Here is a 26,414-nt window from a genome sequence, read left to right as displayed (position 1 = left end):
CGTTCGACTTGCATGCATTAGGCACGCCGCCAGCGTTCGTCCTGAGCCAGGATCAAACTCGCCGACAAATCGCCGAAGCGATTGCGTGTGCTTCTGATTTTGAGAGCGGAAGCACGGTCACTCTGTTGTGTTGGTAGATCAACAACCAACGGCTTGACGGTGACAAAAAAAGAAAAATATGATGCATGGAATGTGCTGCGGACGCAGCACCCATCAGTTGGAAAGGTGCGATTTTGGCGATAAAAAATCCGCTGATGGCAGATGCACATCGGAGCGGAACAAATCGTCAAATTGTGTGATGTTGAGCAAACATCGTCGCTGTCGGTCAACAGCCTGAGGATTCTACCACAGCCGCCAATCCTTGTCAAATCAGTCAGGCGTGGGTGAATTTGTCAGTTGTTGGTGTCGTGACCGATGTGATTCAGTCATGCGTTGACAGCCCGTGGATTCTACCGCAAATTGGAATGCTTGTCAAATGCCATCATCCTGATCCACGCAGGACACGAAGGACGAAACCGCGAAGGCCGCGAAGAGCGCAAAGAACACGAAGGGCTATTGACCTAACCGCTGATCCCCAGACCCCGATCCCTGACCCCCGACCTCCATTTTGATTTTTGATTTTTGATTTTTGACTTTTGACTTTTGACTTTTGACGTTACTCTGGCCCCTAGCCCCTGACCCCTACTTTGCCTTCCTCCCTCCTCCCTCCTCCCTCATCCTTTATATTTCAACTGGCAGTTGCTCGGCCAACTGAATGCCAGCAAGGCTCAAGGGGCAACGATAGGCATAAATTTCAACGCCGCGAGAAGCAACCAACGCCAAAGTTTCTGCAAATGCTGGATCAATCTGGCGATTGACAGCAACGCGTTGGGCATCGCCGCGCTGCACAATAAAAACCACAGCTGTACGTCGCCCTTGTTCATGCAATTCGGCCAATTCAAGCAAGTGTCGTCGCCCACGCACGGTCGGCGCATCGGGAAACAAGGCCAAGCCGCCAGCTGCATCACCAACACTTTTTACCTCAACCAACCATGGGCAATCGCCACCATGACGCTTAGCATGGGTCGGCGGCGCTGGCGCTAGGCCAAAATCAAACCTGCTTGCGCCATGTTTGACTTCACGCTCAACATGGCTGTATGCAGCAAACGGCGCTAAAGCCCGCGCCCGCAAAGCAGCCTCAACTAAACGGTTTGGCAACCCTGTATCCAACGAAACCAGTTCGTTGCCCTCATAAACACCCGCCACTTGATAGGCGGTTTTGCGGCCTTCCGCTGGTTTGTGGCCAAGCACAAGCTGCGCACCTGGCACAAGTTTCGTCAACAAACGGCCACGATCAGCCATATGAGCCTGCACAATTGAGCCATCGGCTAAGGCTGCAACCACCAAAAATTGGTTTGGGCGCTCTAAAAAGCTGGCCATCACCAAGGGCGCACCACCCACCAACGCAATTTGAATCGAATTTGTTTCCACAAGCGCCTTGCAACTATAAAAAATCGTAGCCATTATAGCCCGATCAGGTTCAAACAAAGCGCGGTGAACAGGCTTGGTACAGCGTGGTACAATGGCTTTCGGTCGTTGATTAGCCCAAAAACTGACAAAGGATTGAGGTATGCTGGCCGTTTTGCAGCGTTGGTTTTATATTGTGCGCTCGAAGCTCGTCATGGGCACACGCCGACTGTATCGTCGCCTCGGCGGCAAGGTTGTGCCGCGAGCAAGCCAAATTACTGATCAGCTTTACCTCGGCGGTTTTTTCGATGAACACGATTGGCACATATTACACACTCAAGGCGTGCGCGTGACGGTCAATCTGCAAGCAGAACGCCAAGATCGCTTTGGCACGCTTGGCAACGAGGGCTATTTGTGGCTGCCAACCCAAGATCGCCAAGCCCCAACCACTGAGGCGTTGCAACAAGGTGTCGCCTTTGTGCAACAGGCAACCAAAGCTGGCCACAAAGTGCTCATCCATTGTCACGCTGGCATGAGCCGTTCGGCAACGTTATGTACCGCTGTCCTCATCGCCGAAGGCATGAGCCTCGAAAACGCTTGGAATTTAGTTAAAGAGCGTCGCCCAATTGTTCACTTGCATCCCTGGCAACGCCAAGCATTAGAGCAGTTTGCCCACGATTGGGCACAGCAAGGAGCAACGTCATGAGTTTTGCTGGCAAAACCGCCATCGTTACCGGCGCATCATCAGGCATTGGAAAATTAATTGCTGAAGGCTTAGCCCAAGGCGGAGCCAATGTGGTGCTGGCCGCTCGCTCAGCTGATCAATTAAACGATCTTGCTGCCGCAATTAACCAAACAGGAGCCAAAGCCCTTGCTGTTGCCACCGATGTCAGCGATGTTGATGCAGTTCAAGCCTTGATCGATCAAGCGGTTGCAACATTTGGGCGGGTCGATTTGCTGATCAATAATGCTGGCTATGGGGTGTTCGATTCCATTGAGCACATCGATTGGAAACATCTCGAAGGCATGATGACGGTTAATTATTTTGGTGCGATGCATTGTATTCGCGCCGTTTTGCCCGTGATGCACAAGCAAAATAGTGGCCATATTGTGAATGTGGCTTCGGTGGCTGGCTTGGTTTCAACCCACAATATGGGCAGTTATTCGGCTTCAAAACATGCCTTGATGGCGGCATCGGAAGCGTTGCAAATCGAGCTGCGTGGCACGCCAATCAAATGCTCGATCGTTTGCCCAGCGCCGATTGCTACGCCATTTTTTGAATCAGCAGACTTCAATAAGATGTCGCGCTTTGCTTCGCTTTTTGGCATGCTCAAGCCCCACGATGTGACTGATATTGTGTTGCATGTGGCGGCCAACCCCACAACTCAGCGGGTTATTCCTCGGTTTTTTCATCTGTTTGGAGTAGTTTATCGTATCTTCCCAGCGTTCACCCGTTGGTTGGTGAAGCTGGTTGGTTAATTTTGGATGTTGAGAACACGCATGATCACGCTTGAACATGTTGCACAGCTCGCCAATCGCCGAGTACTGGTGGTTGGCGATGTTGTGCTCGATGAATATTTGTATGGCAAGCCCGAACGGCTCTCGCGCGAGGCCGCAATTCCGGTCTTAGAATTTGAGCAGCGGCGGACAATTCCTGGTGGCGCTGCCAACCCTGCGGCCAATATCACAGCGCTTGGCAGCACAGCAGGCATCGTTGCCTTGATTGGAGCTGATCAGGCGGGCCAAGAATTAGCTAATGCGTTGCATAAACGCAAGGTCAGTACAACTGGCCTATTACGTGATGAGCAACGCCCAACCACCACCAAAACCCGCATTTTGGCCTCGGTGCAATTAACCGTCGCCCAGCAAGTAGCACGGCTCGATAAAATTGATCGGCGGCCTGTCGACCCCAGCCTCGAAGATCAGGCGATCGAATTATTGAGCCAATTGATACCCCAAGTCGATGCTGTGCTGTGCTCCGATTATCGGGTTGGCTGGCTTAGCGAGCGGCTAATTCAACATATTCAAAAATTATGTCAACAATATCAGGTATTATTGACGGTTGATAGCCAAGGCCGCTTTGAACCCTACGCTGGAGCCGATTTTCTCAAGTGTAATTTGGGCGAAGCAGAAGCCTGGTTGGGTCAGCAACTGCCCAATGATCAGCAGGTTGAACAGGGCTTGCAACGCTTGCGCGATCAACTCAAGCTGGCGGCGGTGGTGATTACCAGAGGCGGCGCTGGCTTTTCGTTGCTCGATCCAGCAGGCATCCATCACATTCCAGCGGTGCCAATTGGCGAGGTTTTTGATGCAACTGGTGCAGGCGATACCTTTATTGCGACTGCGACGCTGAGCCTTTGCGCTGGCCATAGCCCATTAATTGCCGCCCAACTTGCCAACACAGCGGCAGCCTTGGTCGTGCGTCGCATTGGCGTGGCCACGGTTAGCTCTAACGAACTCCAAAGCGCATTAATCCAATTTGGTCAGATTGCATGAGGCCTCGATGAACTCTCCATTCCGCAGCTTAGAAGAATTAGTCGCGCGCCGCCAACAATGGCGCAAACAGGGCTTAACCGTTGTTTTTACCAATGGTGCATTCGATCTGGTGCATGCTGGCCATGTTAGCTATTTGCAAGCAGCGCGCGCGCTCGGCGATCTGTTAATTGTGGGCTTAAACAGCGATGCCTCGGTGCGTGGCTATAAAGGCCCAACTAGGCCAATTGTGCCCGAATTGCAGCGCGGAATCGTCTTGGCTGGCTTACGTGCAGTCGATTATGTCACCTTGTTTGATTCACTTACCGCTGAGCCATTAGTCACTGCCTTGCAACCTGATGTCTATGTCAAGGGTGGCGACTATGCGCATCCTGAGCAAACAAGCAGCGGCAAAGAGCTGCCCGAAGCTCGCATCGTTTTAGCCTACGGTGGGCAAGTTGAGCTGATTCAATATCAAGCTGGCTTATCGACCAGCAACTTGATTGCCAAAATTCGCAGCGAATAAACCAAATGGCTCAGCATGAATTCATGCTGAGCCATTAAATACGGTTGCAGACGTTTGATTAAGGTTTTTGGATTACCAATGGATTATAGGTTGTATAGGGCATAGTCGGAGCCCATGCCGCAATATGTCGCCCATCACCAGTGCCACTCTCAAGATAAAAGCCAGCAACATAAACCTGATGGCCAAGCCCAACGATAGCATCGGTAGAGACTCGATACGGGCTAAACTCAGGCCCAAGCCCTTCCCACCGACTGCCATTCCAGCGGGCTATATTCCCAGTCTTAACCCCATCAACGGTATCAAAATTGCCAGTAACATAGATATAACCGCCAATGCGGACCATCGCACGCACCCAAGGAATTGTTGACGATGTAGCATAGCTAGCAGTAAAGGTGCGAGTCGGAGTATTTGCCAACTCAAAGTAAATTTTTTCCTTAATAAAGCTATAGCGATTATTGCCCTCACAAATCGCCATCTTCACCCGCCCTCCACTAGCCGCAATAGTGCCCGTTGCCGGTGTATATTTGCGTAGCTCTTCGAGCGTAACAACAACATGCTCATTAACCTGCATCGCCTCAACATAGGTGAAATATATTCCATCACCACAATGTTGTAAGTCAGCAATCCCCTCAATTCCAGGCCCATCCTCATGGGTTTGCTTAATCGTCCACGTTGTACCATTCCAAATCAGCAAGCTGCGATTATTATCAATCATATAGATCTCAGTATTGCTGAGCGCAATATATGAATTAAAACTATTGCCCGGCAAAGGGGCTACTGGAGTCACATCAACCCATTCAGATCCGTTGAAGGTTGAAACCAGCCGCTGAGGAACTGTTCCTGAACTACCATAAATTGTATGCAGCGCATAAAGCCGACCATCGCGGCCTGTTTGTAACTTAGTCCAGCTATTGCTCGCTGTATTCGCTTGAAGCACCGTCCACTGTTGAGTTAGCGGATTCCATGCCCGCAGAGCTTGAGGCTCAGAGTTCGGTCCATCCACCCAAGCGATAATATAGACCCGTTCGTTTGCAACGGCCATACTATTGATTTTCATATCTAACATGTTAATTGTCGGATTCCATGTCCCTTCCACGAACGCTGTTGGCACTCTATCAAGCATAGGCTGCGAGCGGTCACGCTGATCAGTTAATGCTAAGGCGGCGTTTGATCGAGGATCAGGCACAATCCCAATACTAACGACCAGCAACACCATAACGAACGTCAAAAACCGACGCATATGGATTCCTCCTCAAAACTAGGTGGCACATGAAACATCGTCAGCAGTTTTAATAACGCTGCTGATTGAACGAGCGCTCGCAAATAGCGAACCTTATCCATGATCTTGTTTAGCTAGCTATGGATTAATGGTCTTTAAGGATAGAGTATCCAACATTCTATACCTATGTATTGATAGGCTAAAAGTACTAAATATTTAATGAAGGATGAGGAATGAAAGTGGCAGGCTGTTGGCTAACAAACGATCCACCAAATCATCTGTGGAAATTTGTGGCTAAAATATATTTCAGGCAATTCGCGTCATTCGTGGCGAAAAAGAGTCGCATTTTTAACGCAACGGCGCAGCGGAAGAATGGCTCAGGATTAGCTGCGATCCTGAGCCATGAGCATTTATTTAATGGTGTAGGGGAGATAGATGGTATATTGCGGCGCGGCACTCGCAAAATTCCAGCTCGCAAGCCCTAAAGCCGTTATCGTGCCTGCTTGATTGAACGCGCCACGCACAAACAGCCGATCACCAGATACGGCCAGTTCTGCGACCCGTCCATTTACGCCGCCGCCAACTGCTTGCCAGCCACTACCATTCCAATAGCCAAGGTTGTAGCATGTGCAGTTGCCGATTTGGCTAAACCAACCACCAACATACACGCCTGTATCGGTCGCCTCAACTTCATCAATAATGAGATTTGAGCTAGCAATAACGTTGAATTGGCTGCCATTCCAATGCATAAATTGCGAATGCTCACTGCCATTGGTATATTGCCCAACCAAGTAAAGGCCGTTAGCATTAAGATCAACATCATAGGTCTCCCCGTTGAGTGTTGGACTCGACGCAACCCACGCAGTGCCATTCCAGCGATGAATCAGGCTAGTATAGATCCCATTATTATTCGATACCACCAAGGCATACAGCTGTTGATCGTAGCCAAAAACCTCAAGGTCATAGCTAGGACTGTCCGACGGCAATGGCAGGCTATCCCAACTCGTGCCATTCCAATAATAGATGGTGGTTGTGCTGGCAACAACCGGCGTTTCGCCATGGACAATAAATAAATCGCCAAGGAACGTATTCGGAATAATTGGTAAGCTGGTTACAGTATTCATGTCATGATCATAGCGATACACAACTTGGTCGTAGATTTCATCAGTTGAGTTGATGGCATACAACGCTTGATCATCGGTTGCCTGAATGTGATTAACAACCGCAAAACCCGCTGGATGAGGCACAACCCGCCAGCTATTTTGCTCCCAGCTCAATAATTGATCAGTCTGAATATAGGCTGAACGATCGCCAGCAGTTAATTTCGCCAGTGGCGAGCTATACATCGGCACATCATGCCATTGATCATTCGCATAATAGATCAATGGCGTGCCAAGGTTACTGGTCACGAAAAGCCGATTATGCGATAAATGTAAGCCATAATTGCCACTACATGCACAATCAGCCAATAACTCAAGGTTCAGATTGCTGTAGCTATAGTGGTGAATGTCATTCTGACGAAATACTTCGAGATAGGTTTGGTCTGCATCTAAAGCATAATCAATAATCATCCCTGGCGCAGAATCCACGACGCTAACCCAAGCCGTGCCATTCCAGCGCATCAACGCTGAACTCTGAGCATCCAGATTTTTGACCCCATACAGCTGATCATTAAAAACCTTGATTGAGTTTGGTGCAACCGTTATGGGCAGGCTCCGCACGCTTGTGCCATCCCAATAGCGCAGCTGGGCAATATTCCGCTCATTCTGACCACTAACATAGACTCCATTCGAGGTTGCAACCAGCACATCGACCGTATCAATTGATTCGAGCATTGCGGTCATGGATGTCACGGTTGTGCCATTCCAGCGCACAAAATTGAGCGCGGCAACATCATTAAAGCTTGTGTAATCGCCAAAAATATACAACTCACCGTTATAACCAGCGAGCTGATGAATAACGCCATTATCGCCAATTCCGCTGCCAACTGCATGCCAGCGCGTCCCATCCCAACGAGCAAGATCAAGCCCAGTCAGGCCACCAATATTGAGATTATAATCACTCGCATACAGATCATCGCCAACGAAGCTCAGCGACTTAAACGAGGGCGACGAGGTTGTCCAATCATATTCAGTTGTAGGTAAGGCTGACCACTGCGTCCCATCCCAACGCACCAGCCCATTAACATTGACCCCAGCAATCTGGGTAAAATACCCCCCAAGATATAAATCGCCATTTGGGCCAATTGTGGTTGTATGCACAATCCCAGTATTTGGCTCAACATTGGCAATATTGGGTTCCCACGTACCTGTCAAGGCTTGAGTGCTGGTCAAGGCTGCTGAATTAACCAGCGTTGCTTGATTTTGAGACCGATCCCAATTCAATTTAGTGTTTGTTTGTGCTTGAACCGGCGCAAGCGCTAGCGGAATTGCTGTACAACCAACCAACGCTGCCAATAACCATCCGCGCCAGTGTTTAAACGAGGCTGTCATGAACGACTCCTAGGCCAAAACATCACCACACAACCATCTCGCTACCAACGATCTCCTGCATACAGCCCGACATGCCGATCATGCTGTATACGTAGATATAAATACCATATCAATTATCTAGTGATCAATATGTAAAAAGGACTACCTGCTAACCATTTTTAACTTTTGGCCCTAGTTTTTACCGTTAAACCACAAAGGACACGCAGCGTTTGATGCTCCATGTCCTTTGCATAACGGTTATGTTCTATGCTCTATGCTCTATGTTCTATGCTCTATGTTCTTCTCTGTTCTTAGTTATTGCGATTTAACTGCCGACCACACATCGGAGAAGGCGGTGGCATTTTGGCCTTTGCGCAGCCAATCGAGGCGCTTGCGATCTTCGGCGCTAGGCTTGATCTTGGGATAGACTGCCTTGAGTTCTGCGCCGATCAATGGCTCAGCTTTGACGTTGGGGGTTAATGCACCAGTGAAATCGGCAACTTTGGCAGCAATCTCAGGCCGATTCATAAAATCAATAAACACTTCGGCGGTATATTGGTTGGCCGAGCCAGCCACAATCGCCATTGTATCTTGCCAAATCACGCCACCCTCTTGCGGAATGACCCATTCGATATTTTCGTTTTCGATCATGGCCAAGCCGGTGTAGAGATTCCACGATTGGGCCAAAACGACCTCGCCTGAAGCCAAATCTTGGTAGACATTATCGCTGTTGTATTTGGCCAGCAAAGGTTTTTGCTCAAGCAAGACTTTTTTGGCAGCTTCGAGATCAGCAGGATCGCTGGAGTTGCGATCTTTACCTAAAAACAGCATGGCCGCGCCAATCACTTCGCGCTCGTCGTTGAGCATGCTCACGCGACCTTTGTAGGCGCTCAGCTGAGCAGGATCAAACAAAATTGACCAGCTGGTTGGCGCTGGCGAAACTGCGGTTTTGTCGTAGGCAATGCCGGTGGTTCCCCACAAGTAGGGCACTGAAAATTCGTTGTTTGGGTCGTAATACAAGCCCATGTTGGCAGGATCGATGTTGGCAACATTTGGAATATTGGCCAGATTAATTTTGGCTAAGTAGTTGCCCTCGGCCAACAATGCTACCATATAATCTGAAGGCTGAACAATATCGTAGCCCGAATTGCCAGCCCGAATTTTGGCGGCCATTTCTTCGTTCGATGAATAGGTATCAACCGTGACTTTTACGCCAAATTCGCTTTCGAAAAGTTGGGGCACATCTTCGGGAATGTACTCGCCCCAAGCATAGATACGCAACGTTTCGCTGAGCTTACTGCGATCAACTGAGCCGCTATTGCCCCCAGTTGCCGTACCAGCTGGCGTAGTTGGCGGCGTAGTGGTTGGGGTTGCTTCGCCACAGGCCACCAACAAACTCAACACCATGAGCAACAGCCCAAAGCGGTTTAGTTTCATCAATCAAACTCCTTAAACACACAAATTAGGTTATTGATTAGGCTTGGCGGCGACGTTGCATCCACAACGAAGTCAGCACCAAGATCGTTGAACCAAGTAACATCAGGCTTGAGATTGCGTTAATCTCAGGCGAAATTGATTTTTTGATTCGCCCGTAAACTTCGGTGGTCAAGGTGTTGACCCCTGGGCCACGAGTGAAAAAGGTTACTACAAAATCATCAAGCGAAAGCGTGAACGAGAGCAACGCACCGCCCAAAACCCCAGGCCCAATCAAGGGAAACTTGATCTTCCAAAAGGTTTGCCATGGCGTTGCGCCCAAATCAGCAGCGGCTTCTTCCAAGCGGCGATCAAAGTTGGCCAAACTTGTGCCAACCACAACCGTCACAAACGAAATATTAAACGCCACGTGCGAGATGATGACCGTCCACAAGCCCATGGCCAAATTCAAACCTAACAAGGCTTGGAATTGGCGAAAGGCCAAGGTAAAGAAACCCAACAGCGAGACAGCCATCACCACATCAGGAATAATGACTGGCAAATACAAGCCCGTATCAAAGGCTTTGCGCCCGCGCCAACCACGTTTTTCCAAGGCCAACGCTGCCAACGTACCAATCGTCGTGGCAATGATGGTCGATAAACCAGCGATTTTAAGGCTTGTCCAGAGCGCATCGCCCAAACGGGCATCGGCGAATAGCTCGTTGTACCATTGCAAAGTGAAGCCTTGCCATTGCGCACCAACTTTGGCCGCATTAAACGAGAACAACACCAACACAATAATCGGCACATACAAGAAGGTGTAGACGAAAATCGCATTCAGCGTTAGCGCCCATGTACCCCAAGGCATGTGCCGTTTGGCCACCGGACGCGAACGCCCGTGCTTGGTTTCAATGCGCTTATCAGCCAGGATTTTCGCCATCATTCACCTCCCGTGTGGCTTTGAAATAAAGCAAGATTGCGCCCAAGAGCAGCAGCATAAAGATCATCGAAATTGCTGAGCCATAAGCCCAATTCGAGGCCGAGCCAAATTGCAAACTCAAGGTGTTGCCCACCATGTTGACGCTCGTGCCACCCAAAATATCCGAGACCGCAAAGGTGCCGACGGTTGGCACAAAGACCAAAATTGAGCCAGCAGTGATGCCTGGCAAGGTTTGCGGCAACAAGACATGCCAAAATGTTTGGAAGCGGCCAGCGCCCAAATCGCGCGCTGCCTCAAGCTGCACCCAATCGAAGCGTTCAAGCGCTGCATAGAGCGGCAAAATCATATACGGCAATTCGCCATAGATCAGCGCCATAATCACCGCGCTTGGGTTATTGATCATTTGCAATGGCCCAAGATCAAATTGATCTAAAAAGCGATTGACCACGCCATTATTGCCAAGCAACACTTTCCAAGCGTAAATCCGCACCAGAAAGTTGGTCCAAAACGGAATCATCACCGCCAGCACCAGCAAACCACGGCGTTTGGGGCTGCGCGTCGCCATAAAAAAGGCAAGCGGATAACTGACCACCAACGTGATCGCCGTCACCACCAACGCAATCCAGGTTGAAAGCCAGAGCGTGCGCCAAAATGCACCATCGGCAAACAACTTTTGATAATTGGCCAGCGACCAGTTCCACAACACCGTGCCATCGTCGGCGCGGCCTTGGAATGAATAAATCAGAATGAGCACCAAGGGAGCCAAAAAGAAGAAGCCCAACCAGATTAAGGCAGGCGAGGCTTGCAACCAGGCACGACGTTGCTCAGTTCGCGCATTATACATAGTTCCCCCATGGATGTTGCTTGTTTGCACAAACCAACAAACCTGAGCAGAGTACGATTAACGTTCGAGAATTAGGCTATTTTGGGTGGCCCATGTAACAAAAACAGGGTCGCCAGCGGTATAATATTGGTTTGGGTCAAGCGTCGAAACCGTGTTTGCTTCCCACACATCAAACGGCGAGCCATCAGGCAAACGCACAATAATTCGGGTATCAGAGCCAATATACGCAACCCGCTCAACAATTGCAGCAAAAACGTTTGTACCTTGGGGCTGTTGGCCTTCAACCAAACGGACTTTCTCAGGCCGGACGGCCAGCACCGCATGATCACCAGCAGCAACTGGAAACATGCCAGTGCCCACAACCCGCACGCCGCCAGTTGTCTCAAGAGTTACCGCACCGTTTTCAACCGCCATCACCGTACCATCAATAAAATTGCATTCGCCAATAAAATCGGCGACAAAACGCGTTTTGGGGCGTTCGTAGATTTCGGTTGGCTGGCCAACTTGGAGCACTTTGCCCAATTCCATCACCGCAATGCGGTCGCTCATGGTCAAGGCTTCTTCTTGATCGTGGGTCACGAAGATAAAGGTAATGCCCAAGCGCTGCTGAATGCTTTTGAGTTCCAATTGCATTTCTTTGCGCAATTTCAGGTCAAGCGCTGCCAAGGGTTCGTCAAGCAACAACACTTCTGGCTCGTTGATTAAGGCGCGGGCTAAGGCAACCCGTTGTTGCTGACCACCAGAAAGTTGCTTGGGGCGGCGCTCGCCAAATGCATGCAACTGCACCATATCCAGCGCTTGCTTCACGCGGGTGGCAACATCAGCCTTGTTGATCTTTTTCATGTGCAGGCCAAAGGCCACATTTTCAGCTACCGACATATGTGGAAATAGGGCATAGCTCTGAAAAACAGTATTCACATCGCGCTGATTCGCAGGCGTTTCGCCCATCAACTCACCTTCGATGTAAATATCGCCACTACTAGGGTTTTCAAAGCCAGCGATCATGCGGAGTAGCGTGGTTTTACCACAGCCAGAGGGGCCAAGTAGGGAAAAAAATTCACCGTCCGCGATTTTTAAAGAAACATCACGAACGGCTGTACTGCCGCGAAATTCTTTGGTTACGTGGTCAAGTTCCACCGCCCAAGTGGGTGTGTTCATTGCAGTGCGTGCCTCCTTAGTGCGCGAACCAACCCTCCTGAATCATGCAAGATGCATACCATTTGGATGCTGAATTATACACTGTTTTTCTCGTATTCTAGATCTAGGGTAAGGGTCAAAAATCGAAAGCAAAAGTCAGAAGTCAAAATTTGAAACCGCGAATTCCACGAATGAGTCATTTTCGCCACAGATTGATGTGATTCTTGTTCCGATAGCCCATAGCCATGAACATTTTAGCTACGAATTGCCCGAATTCCACAAACAATTATCCGATAGCCCATAGCCGATAGCCTTGTATCCTTTTTTGTTTTCTGCCTTTTGACTTCATCCCTCATAATTCATCCTTCTGACTTCAGACTTCATCCCTCATCCTTCATCCTTCTAAATCATGCTTTGCACAATATCGTAGCCGTAGCGCAAAATGACCCCAACCACGACGACAAGAAAGATCACGCGCACAAACTGACTGCCTTTGGCCAATGCCATGCGTGAGCCAATAATTCCGCCGACAATATTGCAAACCGCCATTGGGAGCGCCAAGTGCCAGATAATTTGGCCCGCACTGAGAAATTGTACCAAGGCCGCAACATTGGTGGTTACATTAATAATTTTGGTCGAGGCTGAGGCTTGCAGAAAATCGAAGCCCAAAATCCCCACGAAGGCAAACATCAATAAACTGCCAGTGCCCGGCCCAAAAATCCCATCGTAGAAGCCAATCAGGCCGCAAAAGCCCAAAACATAGGGAATTGGCTGCGCCGAGGCTTTGGTTTCGCGGGCAGCGCTGCCAAAATCCTTGCGTTTAAAGGTATAAATTGCCATCGCAATGATTAACAGCAGCATAATTGGTCGAAATAGCTCTGGCCGAATCAAGCTGACGGCCCGCGCTCCAAGCCACGAGCACAACGCAGCGCTAAGCATACCCGGCCCAATAATGCGCCAATTGACCCGCACCCGCCGATTGTAATTGACTGCTGCCGTAGCCGTGCCCGTTACTGCGGCAAATTTATTGGTTCCCAGCACGAATGCAGGCGCAACGTCTTTTTGCAAAATCAACAAGGGCGGTAATTGAATCAAGCCCCCGCCACCAGCAACCGCATCGATAAAGCCAGCCAACAAGGCAAAAGCACAAAGAATGAATAAGCTCATAGCGCGGGGTTTCCTATTTGCACAAATTCAGCTTGCAGATCAATCCCAACTGCAGCACCAACCTCGTGCCAAAGGTTCGGCACTGGCGCGGTGAGTTCAAGCATCGAGCCATAGCGCGGATGGGGAAATTGCAACCATGCAGCGTGTAGTAATTGCTCAGTCACGGTTAAATTACCAAGCTGCGTTATGCCACCATAGCGTTGATCGCCAACCAACGGATGGCCAACATGCAGCGCATGCAAGCGAATTTGATGCGTGCGCCCAGTGTGCAAACGGGCGGCCAATAAGCTTGCGTTCGCTCCCGTAGCCCGCAGGGTAAAACTGGTATGCGCCCGCCGCACCCGACGATCCTTCGGCCCATATAATTGATCGATCATCGCTGCGGGATAGACCGACCACAAACCATGTTCGCCGCGTGAATGGCCAGTGACAACCTCTAATTCACGCCATGCTGGCACGCCGCTGGCCAGCGCAAGGTAGGTTTTTTCAACCCGACCCTCGTTAAACATGCGCTGAAAACGGCTGTTGAGGCTGGGATTTTTCGAGACGATCAACGCGCCTGAAGTACCATGATCAAGCCGATGGACGAGATGAAACGGCACTGCTTCGCCAGCGCGCTGGCTGAAAAAGCGTGCCAACGCCCCTTCGAGATGACCAAACGTATCCCATGGCGTGGCCACGCTATACCAAGCAGCGGGCTTATTCAGCACCAAAATCCATTCATCCTCAAACATAATGTCTGCTGGGGTCACAATTGGGTTGGCATATAAGCCAGCTGGCGGCGTATGCACCACCAATTCACCTGCTGGCGGGGCTTCAGCCAAAGGATCATTGACGCGCACGCTGTTGATCCAAATTGCGCCGCGCACCATCAGGGTTTGGGCCAAGGTTGCGGAGAGCTGCAAACGCTCAATTAACAGTTGCCACAATGGTAGCCCTGCGGTTGGCGGTTCAAGGGTTAATTTAACAGGGTACTGTGCGGCTAAATCGCACAGTACCCGTTGATCAAGCGCCGACAATTCGGCTAATGGGTCGAACACAATCTATCCGTTCTATTTGTTGAACAGCACCAACGGATTGTAGAGGGTATAGGCGCTGTCGTCGGTTGCAAACCGCAAGAGCGTGATTGAGTAGGCGGGCAGCGTGACGGTTGTGGTTTCGCCCACATCAGTCAATTCGATCGTCTGCGCATTACTAAAATCATCGTTCACATTGGTTTGGCCATTATACGTGATTGTGGTCGCATCGAGGCTTGCTGCTTGGGCAACATCAATCGAGCCAGAAATTGCTGGAATAACGGCCCCAGCGGCGCGAAGTTGCACATTGGTGGTCGTCGCTTGACCAGTTTTGTTGATCGCCATGAGCGAGATGGTATGCCCATCGCTACCAGCATAGAAGCTAATTTGGGTTGCTGCATCAGCATCGCTGGTATATTCAAGCAAGCGATTGCCAAAAAACTGCCACAAATGGAAGGCATAATATTGGGGGCTGCGGGTGTAGCTTGGCACATCGCCAATCAAGCCATAATCGGTACCGTTGGTTTGGACGTTGCCATTCAACAGCCAATGATTAGCCGCCAACACATCGCCTTGAATAATTTGGCCAGTCGTATCGGCAATAAACAACATATTTAGCGCTTTGGTCATCATCGCTTGGGGATCGTAGGGCCAGCCAGCGCTCAAATTGTATTCGCCAATCATAATTGGAATCTCGCGGCCTTCAGCAAAATCGGCGATTGCTTGGCGTGTGCTTGCAAAGACTTCGGGCCATTGCTTTTGCGGGCGCGAAAGCATCAAATAGCGGCCCAAGGCATCGTTGTTTGGTACATCAACAAACGAATAGGGGTGAATCGCGATGTAATCAATGATGTCGCCGCCCTCAGTCAGCACCTTGGTTGTCCAATTGTTGAATTCGGTTGGGCTGGCCAATGCGGTAACACCAACCATAATCGTTGGATCGACGACCTTCATCGCGGCGCGAACGTCGATATAGCCTTCGTGGCGCTCAGGCGTTGTCAAACCGTTGATATATTCAGCGCCATCGCAACTCCAGCCAACTTCCCAGCCTGCAACACACGATCCATAGGTTTCGTTGCCAAAATCCCAGTATTTAATTCCGACTGGGGTAGGGTTGCCATGACTGGCCCGCAGTTGCGCCCAGTAGCCAACGGTGCGCCAATCTACGCCTTTGTGATCGGTTCCAAGCGCACGTTGATCAGTGACTTCGCCATTGAAGAAGGCTACCAAAGCAGCGGCTTCGCCCGAAGTCACATTAGTATTGATCGTCCAAATTGCATCGCGACCAGTTGCGCTCAGAAACTCAATAAAATCGGTGGGGGTCATGGCCCATTCGTAATTGCATGGCCATGCATTGGCAATCGTGTTGCCAGCACCCAATTCACAGTTAATCGCCCCATGATCTTGGCTCATCGAGCCGCCGGGCAAACGAATCGTCATATTGCCCAACGCGCCACTCCGCGCAAGAAAGGTTGGGTTGGCTGCGGCTTCCACGCCCCACATGCCGTAGTTTGTGCCTAATGCATTGCGAGCGCTAAAGTCAAGCACCGTTTGATCGGTATCAATCGTCACATTAACCGTGCCTGGAGGAGCAAAATCAACCACATTCAAGGTAATATCATCGAGATAGAACGTTGGTTGGGCTACGCCCGTGGATTCTTGTAGATTGATCCGTGAAACTGCGCTGGGATTACCCAACTGAGCCATGGTCAATTGAACTTGCGTCCATTCGCCAGCGGGAGCATTGATCAGCACTGGTGTGACAATATTGCCACCATCGGTTGTGGTTACGCCAGCATTAAATTGGGTTCCGCCAGTGCCACCATAGACCCAAAAACTAATGCCGTTCAAGGCCTCAGCAGGAATTAATCCAGGTGAGTGCAGCGAAAAACCGCCCCAAGCCTCAAAGGTCACAGCCGTCGATTTTGTGCCAGTATGCGCTTGGGCTGTACTATCAAACGCCACTGCCGTACTCCACGACCAATTCTGCCAACCGGTTGCCAAGGCTTCATCAAACACAATTGAAGTTCCGGTTGGAACTGCGGTATGTGCCCGCGTTGAACCAAGCCATGCGACACCCAACACCATCAGCAGCGAAAGTTGAACCAAACGTCGCATCCATTGCCTCCTGATCATCATTGAACATAGCTCGATTATAGTAAAAAAATCTAAAGAATAAACTTAAAAAATTTAGTATTATTAACTAAAAGTGGGGGTCAGAATATGAAGGATGAAGGATGAAAGGAAGATCATAACGATAAGAATGAAATCAAAAGTCAAAAAATAGGGGTTAGGGGCTATGGGCTGGGGATCGGTATCGTACAAGGGTAGGTCTTAAGATCCCCTCACCCCAACCCCGCGCCACGGGAGCGGGGTTGGGGCTTTAACGCCATGGTTCTTCCCCAATTCCTTCGTAAAAAAGAGTCCTCGCCCCCTCGCCCGCGTTCAGTGGGAGAGGGGGTTGGGGGTGAGGGAACGCTCCATGCCACCATCAATCGCTCAAAACCTACCCTTGGAAGGGGATCGGTATTCCGTCCTGTGCCAACCACTTCTTGCCAAACCTCAATGATTTTCCGCTAGCCAAAAGCCAGAAGCCTCATTAACTATGCTATACTCGCAGCCAAAGCAAGGAGTTTTGCCATGAAACAGCTGAAATTATTGCTCCTGAGTATGTTGTTGGTCGTGCCAATTCGCGCCAGCACTGCTGCCAGCAACTATTGTTTCCCCGAACTCAAAGCCTATTGTGTTGAAGACCCATTTGATCAATATTGGGTCGCTAATGGCGGTCTACCAGTTTTTGGCTACCCGATTAGCGCGAAAGATCGTTATCAAGCACCAGATCAAGGCCCAATCCTCACTATGCAATGGACTGAGCGCCAACGCTTGGAGCAGAACAACACCTTGGCTGGCACGCCCTACGAAATTCAAATTGGCCTGCTTGGCAAAGAGCGCATGACCCAACTCAACCGCGAATTGGAGCCAGCAGCACGCCGGCCTGCCGCTGATTGTTTGTGGTTTAAAGAAACCGGGCATAACGTCTGTAATCAAACTGATGGCATGGGTTTCAAGCAGTATTGGCAAAGCCATGGCACAACCACCGCAGGCTTGGATAGCTATGCGCGTTCGTTGCAACTCTTTGGCTTACCGCTCACCAGTGCCCAATTTGAGCTAAATGCTGATGGTGCTGAGGTGATTACCCAATGGTTCGAGCGCGCCCGCTTCGAGTGGCATCCCGATAATCCTGATCAATTTAAGGTATTGTTGGGGCGTTTGGGAAGCGAAATAACTGGGTTTGAGCCAGAAATCATACGCGAGCCAATTCCTGGGCCAAACCCGCCAAATAAATAAGCGCGACGCTGGAATATTCCAACGCCGCAAGCTGCTATAAACCAGTCATTTTTTGTAAATGCTCAGGGTAGCGCGCGCCTTGAATCGTAATCGAGGCCGCTGCTTGTTCAATCGCCTGCAAATCGGTATCAGTCAGCGTAATTGCTGCCGCACCCAGATTTTCTTCCAAGCGTTCCAAGCGCCGCGTGCCAGGAATCGGCACAATCCATGGTTTTTGGGCTAGCAACCATGCCAAGGCAATTTGGGCAGGCGTGGCTTGTTTTTGGTGGGCAATCTCGGTCAACAAATCAATCAAGGCTTGGTTGGCTTGCAAGGCTTCAGCGCTAAACCGTGGAATACTCTTGCGAATATCGCCCTCGCTAAATACCGTGCTTTGGTCGATTTTTCCAGTCAGAAAGCCCTTGCCCAGTGGGCTGAACGGCACAAAGCCAATGCCCAATTCTGCCAAAACTGGCAAAATCTCAGCTTCCGGTTCGCGCGTCCACAACGAATATTCACTTTGCAAGGCGGCAACTGGCTGCACTGCATGCGCGCGGCGAATCGTTTGCGTCCCAGCTTCGGAAAGCCCAAAATGCTTAACTTTGCCTTGTTGAATGAGGTCTTTAACCGCGCCAGCTACTTCTTCAATTGGCACATTCGGATCGACGCGATGTTGATAAAACAGATCGATGGCTTCAATCCGCAGCCGTTTGAGCGATGCTTCGGCTACGCGTTTAATTTGATCAGGATGACTATTAACTCCCGACCAACCTGGTTTGCCATCGGGGTGTAAATTAAAGCCAAACTTGGTAGCAATGACCACTTGATTGCGAAACGGCTCCAGCGCCTCGCCAACCAATTCCTCGTTGATGTAGGGGCCATAAACTTCAGCGGTATCGAAGAAGGTTACGCCGCGCTCAACCGCCGTATGAATTAAGTTAATTGCTGATTGTTTATCGCCGCCGGGGCCATAGCTTTGGCTCATGCCCATACAGCCCAAGCCAATTTCAGAAACGATCAAGCCGCCGTTGCCAAGCGTTCGTTGGTGCATTGCAAACTCCTTGTTAGCGAAATTTGGTCTAGCATCAGTATAGAAGTTTGGGGCTGAAATTGCTTGCCTATTGCTCTTAGTATATTGCCCAATGCTCCAAGCTTTGGTTGTTCCTGCGGAGTTTTTAGCCACGAATTGCACAAATCATTACTAAATTATCAGCGTAGCCAGTTTTCAATTCGCAGTTCTGGAACTGCGTCGAAGTCCTTATCTGTGGTTAGCAATACTAAGCCATAGCGTAACGCGAGAGCCGCTATCAAGGCATCTACGGTGGCCAGTTGACGACCTTGACGACGTAAGGCAATTTGCAGCTCTGCGGCATGGAGTGCATCAGTCTCATCAGGCAAATAGCAGGGAAATAAGGGTTGGATCTGTTCGATTCGCCACCGCACGAGGTAGCAAACCAATGCCAAAAATAAGCTCAGTCACCATCGGAACACAAATTGCAAAGGTTGCTCCAGCTGCTATCTCCGTTATTACCCGATGGCGCAACGTATGACTGGGCGTAATTAAAGGCGAAGCATGATTCGTATCTAAGAGGTAAATTGCCATCCTAACGCAATTCCTCATCTGTACTAGCATCAATATTCATATTGTGAATCATAGCTTCAGCTTCTTGCCACGCAACATCCCATTCCCGACCAATCGTACTGTCCGATCCTTGATCATCGTGCAATTGTGCCGCAAGTGATCCCAATGCAGGACGAATTTGGATAGGATTAGGTGGACTTGATTGAATTCGTTGGACGACAGTCAGTAGCTGAGGATCGATAGCAGTATCTAAGGCACTCGTCAATAAACTAATAGCCAAGGTTTCTACTGATTGGTGCTGAGCTAATGCGTGTTGTTGTAAGCGCAGTGCTAGTGCTTCAGGCACGGTAATTGTGGGCATCCCATACCTCCAAGAAATATTGATAGATATCTGTAGTCTAGCATTGCCTAGTTTTGGCGGCAAGCTCATTAATTAGAACCAGCGTTTGTGAATTTCTATTTGGCTAAAAACCCAAAAGCCCTGCCAAACGGCAAGGCTTGATAAAGTTCAGGGATTGAACAGTTAGCGGGTTTCGGTAACTTTGCGCAACCCACGCGGCTGATCAACATCGAAATCGCGGGTGTGAGCCAGATGTAAGGCCAACAATTGGCCAGTCACAATATTGATAATTGGCGAGATCCATTCGGGCAAGCCGGTTGGTGTGCGCAAAGGCGTGCGACTCAAGCGCAAGGTATCGTGATCGTCACTAATCGCCAGAATTTCTGCGCCACGCTCGCGAATCGTAGAGTTTTAGGTGTTTATTGGCTCAAGCGGCTGGATCGTAATCCATGAGGCAAAGCGTTGAAAATGTTGCGGATTGTTGGTACATAGCACAGGAATCCCATAGGCGATCATTGTGGCGACAAGATTCGCATCGTGAATTTGCCTCCCACCAATGGGAATGCTATCAGCAAGGCTAAACAAGGCTGTTCGCACCGCAGCAGTATCACTCAATACCGTCCAACGTTGCTCAAAATGGCGTATATTTGCCAAAATTGCATGGCGATCAGGCAGGATTCCATTCGCATCAGCACGAGTAAAGAGCGCATAGTATTCACGAATAACTTGATTGTTGATACAACACAGCCATTCGTCGGATTCGTAGCGGCGAATAATGGTTTAGGCCAGTTGATGCCATGGCGATGCTGGTTGCGACGCATAGATCAGGATATTGGTATCAAAGAAAACACTCGTCGACATCTTAGCGACCATACTCATCGTATAATTCATCACGCCCAAACCGTTGGCTCATTCCATCAATCAGAGGCAAAGGAATCAAACCATCCAAAATAGATCTAGTTGGCATTTTGGGAGCATCAGTTGGACCCTCAACTGTAATCGTATAAATCCCATCATGCTCAATAGGAATCGGGGTTGTGAGCTGACCATGCTCAATATAGGCTTGGATAGTGATTATTTTCATGGGAATATCCTTAAATTTGATCGCCAAACTATCAATAAATCATAGGCTTAACCAGAAATTCCATCCTACTGTAGCATACATTTATCATTTTTGGCTAAAAACCAAAAGCCCTGCCCAACGGCAAGGCTTGATAAAGTTCAGTGGTTGAATAGTTAGCGAGTTTCGGTAACTTTGCGCAACCCACGCGGCTGATCAACATCGAAATCGCGAGTATGAGCCAGATGTAAGGCCAACAACTGGCCAGGCACGATGTTGATAATCGGCGAGATCCATTCCGGCAGGCCAGTTGGCGTGCGCAAGGGCGTGCGACTCAAGCGCAAGGTATCGTGATCGTCACTAATTGCCAGAATTTCTGCGCCACGCTCGCGAATCGTTTGGATAAAGCTTTGCATTTCGGGCAACATCGGGCCGCTTGGCGCAATCACAATCACCGGAAAACCTTGTTCGAGCACAGCCACTGGGCCATGCAAGAAGTCGGCGCTGCTGTAGGGCTGCACAATCGTATAAGTCAACTCTTTGAGCTTGAGCGCCAATTCAAACGCAGTTGAATAATTGTAGCCTCGGCCAATCACCACACATTGTTGCATATAACGATAACGCTGCACCACGTTCGCCATATCTGGCAAATTGCTCAGGGTATCGCCAACAAAGCGCGGCAAACGATCTAGCGTCGCATTCATACTGGCATCATCAGCCAAAGCAGTGCTCAGCATCGCAATCGCAACCAATTGAGCGCTGTAGCTCTTGGTTGCAGCAACCGCCAATTCCTCGCCAGCATGCAAATCGATCACGAAATCGCCTGCTTGGGCCAAGGGCGAATCGGTTTTATTGGTGATTGCGGCAGTTAATGCGCCCTGTTTGCGGGCTTCGGTGAGCACTGCCACAATGTCGGGGCTTTTGCCGCTTTGGCTAATGCCCAGCACACATACATTGCCCAACACTGGCGGGCGTTGATAAATTGAAAACAGGCTTGGGGTTGCCAAGGTAACTAAGATCCCGTTGATTGAGCCAAGCAAATATTGGGCATAGCGGGCAGCATTATCGCTTGTGCCCCGCGCAGCAATCACAATTTGGCTGATATTGCGTTCGCGAATGGCCGCCGCCAAACTGGCAACCGTGGCTTTTTCGGCCTCGAGCAGCCGTGCCAGCGATTGGGGTTGCTCGTAAATTTCGCGATAAAGATGGCTTTGGGTTAGCATTGACGTTGCTCCAAGGTTGTAGAACCATAGACGATGTTGCCGCCAACAATCGTGGCAACAACCTGATACTGCTGATCGAAAATCACCAAATCAGCAGGGTTATCGATCGCAATCCGGCCATAGTGAGCCAAACCCAACAAATTGGCCGGAATCGTCGTAAAAGCTGGCAAAATCTGCTCTAGCGGGCTATTTGTCCAAGCATGAATGTTGCGCAACGCTTGATCCAGCGCCAAAACGCTGCCCGCCAAACGGCCATCGCTGCGGCGTGCCTCGCCATTGGCGACGGTCAAAGTTGTGTCGCCAAGCAGATATTCGCCATCGGGCATGCCAAGTGCGGCCTGCGCATCGCTGACAATTGCAATCCGTTGGCTGGCGCTATGCCAAACATGGCGCACTAAACCAGCATGGACATGCACCCCATCAGGAATTAAGCCAATCGTGATTCGTTGGTCGCTCAAGGCGGCTCCGGCCAAACCTGGCTCGCGATGGTGCAAGGCTGGCATAGCATTGAATAAATGCGTTACGGCGCGAATACCTTGATTGAAACTGGCCTCGGCTGCTTCGAATGTGGCTTCTGAGTGGCCAGCGCTTACTACCACGCCACGCTCAACCAAAGCTTGAATAACTTCAGCAGCTGCATCAAGTTCTGGAGCCAAGGTCACCAAACGCACGCCATTGGCCAGCGACCAGCTTTCAATTGCTGCCAAATTGGGGTTTTGCAAATGATTAGGATTATGCGCGCCTCGCTTGGCCGGATCGAGAAATGGCCCTTCGAGGTGCAAGCCCAAGACCCGCGAACCAGCAACATTGCCCTGCTGCACCACCTGTTGCGCCAAGGCAACTTGGCTCAGCGGCGAGGTGATGATCGTTGGCAAAAATGCCGTCACGCCATATTGAACCAACTTGGCAGCAACCGCAGCAATCGTCTGGGGATCGCTGGTAAAATCGTGGCCAAACGCGCCATTCAGCTGCAAATCGATCAAGCCTGGCGCGACAATCAGATCAGTCAGATCGTAGCATGGCGCTGCTGGCGCGGCCTCGGCAATATGCCCATTGGCTATCGCCAAACTGCGCATAGCACTCTGTTCAGGCGTGTAGATCGTGGCGTTTTCAAAACGTAGGCTGCTCATGCATCACCTTGCAACATCCCGCGATACACGCCGGGGGTTGAATCGGGGATGACGATTGCGCCAACTGTGCGCTGATAAAATTCAACTGGGCCAGCATCGCCAACAATCGCATAGCCATAACCAAGCTGTTTCATAGCATCCAAGGCCGCAACCAACAAGGCTGTGCCAACCCCGCGCCCACGGCAATCGGGGTCAACGCCGGTTGGGCCAAAGAAATTGCGGGTTGTAGTGTCGTAGCAGGCAAAGCCCAAGAGCTTTTGCTCTTCGACCGCAATAATGCAGCTAATTGGTGTTTGGCTAAAGGCCACGGCACATTCGCTGCGCCAGGCTGGGTAGAAAAAACGCTCTACCCAATCGAGCACAACATGGCGCTCAGGAGCGAGGGCGCGCCGAATCGTCACGCCCGCAATACTGGGAATCGCTGGTAGTTCGTAGAGTTTGACCAACAGATCAGGCATACTGAACCTCGCCATAGCTACTGCGCAAGGTGGCGAAGTGCTTCAAGCTATCTTGTAAGCCGCCTGGCCGATTGCGGCTCAGCCAAACTTCTTGGAAGCGCTCGATCAAGCCATCGATTTCGGTTTGTAGGCTGCTTGCCTGCTCGCTTGGCTGTTGATCGAGCACCCACAAGCCACGCTGCACTGCATGACGCAGCAAATCAATTGCCCACGCCAACTCGACTTGGCACAATTCGCCATCAGCACGTTGTGGTTTGGTGTTTGGCAAGTCGTTACGCAATTGCAACAAAATCTCATCAGCGTTATGCAAATCTTCACGATCAAGCTTCAAGTTAGCAATTGCTTCAGGGTTGGCTTGCAAAATGCGGAACAACGATGAGGTGTTGTGCAATAACGGCGGCACAGCACGATAGACATCGCCCAATTGATAGACCAAATTGCCCAGAACCTTGTTGCTATCGGCAAAAACCACGCTATCGAGCAAAGCCACAACGTCGAGTTCAGCCAAGGCATTCCAAGCGCGAGCAGCGCCGATTGCCAAGCCAAGATAGCTGGTTACCAGCGGTTGCCAGTGGCCATTATCGCCCCAATCGGTCATCAAAAAGCCTTTGGCTCCATAGTGCAAGCCGTGTTTGGCGGCGCTAGCGATATTTTCCAAGGCATTGGTGGTGCGACCCGCAACCGTATTCCAGCTTGAGGTACCTGGGCAAACGTAGAATGGCAGGCCTGCTTTGGCAATTGTGGCCGATTGTGTTTCAAACGGATGATCGGCTTCGTAGCCCCAAATCAGCACTTCTGCATCGCGCGGCAATTCGCCAACCAACTCTGGGTAGTGCAAAATAATATCGCTCCAGAATTGCATGATATAGCCACGGGAATGGGCTTCGTGATAAAGCTTTTGCAAAAATTCAAGATAAACCCGACCTTTGCCGCGTTCAGCAACCGCTGCTGCACTTGCACCCAAGCCCAATTCGACGGTTTCGTCGCAGCCAACGTTGAGCGTGCGGGTACGGAAATTTGGGAGCAGTTCGTCGAGCATGCTGCGCACCAATGCAATGCTGCCTGGGTGTTCGGGGGCCAAGGTGAATGGTTCTTCGAAATAGCCCCAATCTGGGTCGCCAGTGTCGCAGCCATCGGGACACTCGGCCAAATCGCGATATTCGGGCTTGGTCAGCCAGCGCCGCATATGGCCAAAGCAGTTTTGGTTGGGCACTAATTCGATAAAGCGTTCGAGACAAAAATCGTCGAGCGCGCGCACTTCCTCAGCAGTCAATGGCGAAGCATCAGCCCAAACTGTGGGGTGATTTTTGTAGGCAAAGGTATGTTCGATATACAGCTGAATCTGGTTGATTTTCCAGCTGGCCAATTCGTCGATCAAGCCGTAGAGCGTGGCAATGGTTGGCACTTTATCGCGGCTAATATCGAGCATAAAACCACGCACCGCAAAATCGGGGGCATCGTCGATCAGCAAATAAGGCAATTGCTGACCTGATTGCTGTTGAATTTGGCGTAGCGTGTGCAAACCGTAGAACAAGCCAGCAGCAGTTTGGGCAGCGATCTGCACACCAGCGGCAGCAATTTGCAAGCGATAACCATCGGCGTGAGCAATCGTTGGATCGAACGTCAGGGTCAAATTGGCGTTTTGTGCAACGACTTGATGCTCGCCAAGCTTGGCCAAACTGGCTGAAACGCGTTGATCAAGCTCGGTTGGCAGGCTAATTTGCCAAATTTTGGGTAAAGCATAGCTTCCCTCAGCGAGCTGAAGGCTTTTTGGTTTTGGTAATAATTGCATTTGTTTATCCCTTGACTGATCCGGCTAGCAAACCACGCACGAAATAGCGTTGGAGTGCAAAGAACACTGCCAACGGCACGATCATCGAAACAAACGCGCCAGCAGTTAACAAGTGCCATTTATTGCCGAGCGAGCCGGTTAATTCGGAGAGTTTGACGGTCAGAACTTTATTCGTGCCCAAGAACACCAACGAAACCAGCAGGTCGTTCCAAATCCAGAGGAATTGAAAAATTGCAAACGAAGCAATTGCTGGGGTCGAAAGTGGCAGCACAATCCGCATAAAAACGGTGAAATCGGAAGCACCATCGATTTTGGCCGATTCAATCAGGTCACCTGGCAGTTGCGAAATGTAGTTGTAGAGCAGATAAATTGCTAGTGGCAAGCCAAAACCAGTGTGTGCTAGCCATAAGCCAAGGAAGGTGCCGGCGATGCCGGTTTGGGTATACAAGCGCAAAATTGGGATCAAGGCCACTTGCAATGGCACAACCATCAAGCCGATGACCATCGCAAAGAGCCAATCACGGCCTGGAAATTTCATCCATGCAAAGGCGTAGGCTGCAAAGGCAGCGACAGTAATTGGCAAAATTGTGGCCGGAATTGTTACGACCAAGGTGTTGACAAAGGCTTCGCCAAGGCCATTGGCATTAATCACATCAGCGTAGTTCTTGAAAGTCCAAACTGATTCCTCAAATGGATGTTTGAGTGCATTCCACCAGCCTGAGTTTTTCACATCGTTTTCTGGGCGGAACGAGCTAACCAATACACCGACGGTTGGCAACGTCCAGAGGAAGGCAATTGCAATAACTGCAAAGTGAACGAATGAACGTGAGAGAAGACGTTGGATACGCATG

The 26,414-nt window shown here is 50.2% G+C and carries 26 protein-coding genes and 1 rRNA gene; 5 read left to right on the top strand and 22 right to left on the bottom strand.

Translation table 11 applies throughout. From position 1 onward, the window contains the following. Positions 1-68: ribosomal RNA gene (locus tag C5S61_RS18710) — 16S ribosomal RNA — on the bottom strand; the annotation flags it as partial. Between the two features lie 652 nt (positions 69-720). Further along, positions 721-1,419, bottom strand: a complete 699-nt coding sequence (gene sfsA / locus C5S61_RS18705; protein ID WP_439109059.1) for a DNA/RNA nuclease SfsA — start codon at positions 1,417-1,419, stop codon at positions 721-723. 190 nt (positions 1,420-1,609) lie between these two features. On the opposite strand from sfsA, the gene C5S61_RS18700 reads away from it, so the two are divergent. From C5S61_RS18700 to C5S61_RS18685, 4 genes are read left to right on the top strand one after another with little or no spacing between them, the layout of a single operon-like run. Then, positions 1,610-2,152 carry a protein-tyrosine phosphatase family protein gene (locus C5S61_RS18700; RefSeq protein ID WP_110517400.1) on the top strand — a complete coding sequence of 181 codons (543 nt, stop codon included), beginning with the start codon at positions 1,610-1,612 and terminating at the stop codon, positions 2,150-2,152. Next, positions 2,149-2,925, top strand: a complete 777-nt coding sequence (locus C5S61_RS18695) for an SDR family NAD(P)-dependent oxidoreductase (protein ID WP_110517398.1) — start codon at positions 2,149-2,151, stop codon at positions 2,923-2,925. The genes C5S61_RS18700 and C5S61_RS18695 overlap by 4 nt, the downstream gene beginning before the upstream one ends. A gap of 21 nt (positions 2,926-2,946) precedes the next feature. Then, positions 2,947-3,942 carry a bifunctional heptose 7-phosphate kinase/heptose 1-phosphate adenyltransferase gene (locus C5S61_RS18690; protein WP_164689626.1) on the top strand — a complete coding sequence of 332 codons (996 nt, stop codon included), beginning with the start codon at positions 2,947-2,949 and terminating at the stop codon, positions 3,940-3,942. A gap of 7 nt (positions 3,943-3,949) precedes the next feature. Then, positions 3,950-4,444, top strand: a complete 495-nt coding sequence (locus C5S61_RS18685) for an adenylyltransferase/cytidyltransferase family protein (protein ID WP_110517394.1) — start codon at positions 3,950-3,952, stop codon at positions 4,442-4,444. Between the two features lie 58 nt (positions 4,445-4,502). Here C5S61_RS18685 and C5S61_RS18680 read toward each other — a convergent pair whose 3' ends face one another. The 9 genes from C5S61_RS18680 to C5S61_RS18640 all read right to left on the bottom strand — a co-directional run bounded on the left by C5S61_RS18680 (position 4,503) and on the right by C5S61_RS18640 (position 16,769). Then, positions 4,503-5,684 carry a hypothetical protein gene (locus C5S61_RS18680; protein ID WP_110517392.1) on the bottom strand — a complete coding sequence of 394 codons (1,182 nt, stop codon included), beginning with the start codon at positions 5,682-5,684 and terminating at the stop codon, positions 4,503-4,505. A gap of 389 nt (positions 5,685-6,073) precedes the next feature. Continuing rightward, on the bottom strand, positions 6,074-8,155 hold the full coding sequence (locus C5S61_RS18675; protein WP_110517390.1) for a hypothetical protein: 2,082 nt from the start codon (positions 8,153-8,155) through the stop codon (positions 6,074-6,076). 294 nt (positions 8,156-8,449) lie between these two features. Then, on the bottom strand, positions 8,450-9,571 hold the full coding sequence (locus C5S61_RS18670) for a polyamine ABC transporter substrate-binding protein (RefSeq protein ID WP_110517388.1): 1,122 nt from the start codon (positions 9,569-9,571) through the stop codon (positions 8,450-8,452). 37 nt (positions 9,572-9,608) lie between these two features. Then, the gene (locus tag C5S61_RS18665) at positions 9,609-10,490 is read right to left on the bottom strand and encodes an ABC transporter permease (RefSeq protein WP_110517386.1); all 882 of its coding nucleotides are present in this window, start codon (positions 10,488-10,490) and stop codon (positions 9,609-9,611) included. Next, positions 10,468-11,331: an ABC transporter permease gene (locus tag C5S61_RS18660; protein WP_110517384.1), complete on the bottom strand. Its 864-nt coding sequence runs from the start codon at positions 11,329-11,331 to the stop codon at positions 10,468-10,470. Before C5S61_RS18660 ends, C5S61_RS18665 begins: the two co-directional genes overlap by 23 nt. Before the next feature lie 57 nt (positions 11,332-11,388). Next, positions 11,389-12,489, bottom strand: a complete 1,101-nt coding sequence (locus C5S61_RS18655; RefSeq protein WP_110517382.1) for an ABC transporter ATP-binding protein — start codon at positions 12,487-12,489, stop codon at positions 11,389-11,391. A gap of 381 nt (positions 12,490-12,870) precedes the next feature. Continuing rightward, entirely contained in the window at positions 12,871-13,635 is a 765-nt protein-coding gene (locus tag C5S61_RS18650; RefSeq protein WP_110517380.1) for a sulfite exporter TauE/SafE family protein, read from the bottom strand. Beyond that, positions 13,632-14,675: an RluA family pseudouridine synthase gene (locus C5S61_RS18645; protein WP_110517378.1), complete on the bottom strand. Its 1,044-nt coding sequence runs from the start codon at positions 14,673-14,675 to the stop codon at positions 13,632-13,634. Before C5S61_RS18645 ends, C5S61_RS18650 begins: the two co-directional genes overlap by 4 nt. A 12-nt stretch (positions 14,676-14,687) precedes the next feature. Beyond that, entirely contained in the window at positions 14,688-16,769 is a 2,082-nt protein-coding gene (locus C5S61_RS18640; RefSeq protein ID WP_110517376.1) for an alpha-L-arabinofuranosidase, read from the bottom strand. Between the two features lie 522 nt (positions 16,770-17,291). On the opposite strand from C5S61_RS18640, the gene C5S61_RS18635 reads away from it, so the two are divergent. Further along, on the top strand, positions 17,292-17,999 hold the full coding sequence (locus C5S61_RS18635; protein ID WP_110517374.1) for a hypothetical protein: 708 nt from the start codon (positions 17,292-17,294) through the stop codon (positions 17,997-17,999). Between the two features lie 34 nt (positions 18,000-18,033). On the opposite strand, the gene C5S61_RS18630 is transcribed toward C5S61_RS18635, so the two are convergent. The 11 genes from C5S61_RS18630 to C5S61_RS18580 all read right to left on the bottom strand — a co-directional run bounded on the left by C5S61_RS18630 (position 18,034) and on the right by C5S61_RS18580 (position 26,413). Next, on the bottom strand, positions 18,034-19,029 hold the full coding sequence (locus C5S61_RS18630; protein WP_110517372.1) for an aldo/keto reductase: 996 nt from the start codon (positions 19,027-19,029) through the stop codon (positions 18,034-18,036). 158 nt (positions 19,030-19,187) lie between these two features. Then, entirely contained in the window at positions 19,188-19,421 is a 234-nt protein-coding gene (locus tag C5S61_RS27590; RefSeq protein ID WP_164689624.1) for a type II toxin-antitoxin system VapC family toxin, read from the bottom strand. Positions 19,422-19,582: 161 nt separating this feature from the next. Next, on the bottom strand, positions 19,583-19,921 hold the full coding sequence (locus tag C5S61_RS18620; RefSeq protein WP_110517368.1) for a hypothetical protein: 339 nt from the start codon (positions 19,919-19,921) through the stop codon (positions 19,583-19,585). Positions 19,922-20,083: 162 nt separating this feature from the next. Next, complete coding sequence (locus tag C5S61_RS18615) at positions 20,084-20,245, bottom strand: hypothetical protein (RefSeq protein WP_205701429.1); 162 nt, start codon at positions 20,243-20,245, stop codon at positions 20,084-20,086. Positions 20,246-20,311: 66 nt separating this feature from the next. Beyond that, the gene (locus C5S61_RS18610; RefSeq protein WP_110517365.1) at positions 20,312-20,554 is read right to left on the bottom strand and encodes a PIN domain-containing protein; all 243 of its coding nucleotides are present in this window, start codon (positions 20,552-20,554) and stop codon (positions 20,312-20,314) included. A gap of 208 nt (positions 20,555-20,762) precedes the next feature. Next, complete coding sequence (locus C5S61_RS18605) at positions 20,763-20,984, bottom strand: hypothetical protein (RefSeq protein WP_110517363.1); 222 nt, start codon at positions 20,982-20,984, stop codon at positions 20,763-20,765. A gap of 152 nt (positions 20,985-21,136) precedes the next feature. Continuing rightward, complete coding sequence (locus C5S61_RS18600) at positions 21,137-22,183, bottom strand: SIS domain-containing protein (protein WP_110517361.1); 1,047 nt, start codon at positions 22,181-22,183, stop codon at positions 21,137-21,139. After that, positions 22,177-23,313 (bottom strand): N-acetylglucosamine-6-phosphate deacetylase, encoded by a 1,137-nt coding sequence (gene nagA / locus C5S61_RS18595; protein WP_110517359.1) that lies wholly within the window; start codon positions 23,311-23,313, stop codon positions 22,177-22,179. The genes C5S61_RS18600 and nagA overlap by 7 nt, the downstream gene beginning before the upstream one ends. Continuing rightward, the gene (locus tag C5S61_RS18590) at positions 23,310-23,771 is read right to left on the bottom strand and encodes a GNAT family N-acetyltransferase (RefSeq protein WP_110517357.1); all 462 of its coding nucleotides are present in this window, start codon (positions 23,769-23,771) and stop codon (positions 23,310-23,312) included. The genes nagA and C5S61_RS18590 overlap by 4 nt, the downstream gene beginning before the upstream one ends. Next, positions 23,764-25,563, bottom strand: a complete 1,800-nt coding sequence (locus tag C5S61_RS18585; protein ID WP_110517355.1) for a beta-N-acetylhexosaminidase — start codon at positions 25,561-25,563, stop codon at positions 23,764-23,766. Before C5S61_RS18585 ends, C5S61_RS18590 begins: the two co-directional genes overlap by 8 nt. Before the next feature lie 4 nt (positions 25,564-25,567). Continuing rightward, positions 25,568-26,413 (bottom strand): carbohydrate ABC transporter permease, encoded by an 846-nt coding sequence (locus C5S61_RS18580; protein WP_110517353.1) that lies wholly within the window; start codon positions 26,411-26,413, stop codon positions 25,568-25,570. Between the last annotated feature and the right edge of the window lies 1 nt (position 26,414).

This window comes from Herpetosiphon llansteffanensis (assembly GCF_003205875.1).
GTDB lineage: Bacteria > Chloroflexota > Chloroflexia > Chloroflexales > Herpetosiphonaceae > Herpetosiphon > Herpetosiphon llansteffanensis.
The sequence above is the reverse complement of the archived record's forward strand: the minus strand, read 5'-3'. Positions and strand labels throughout refer to the sequence as shown.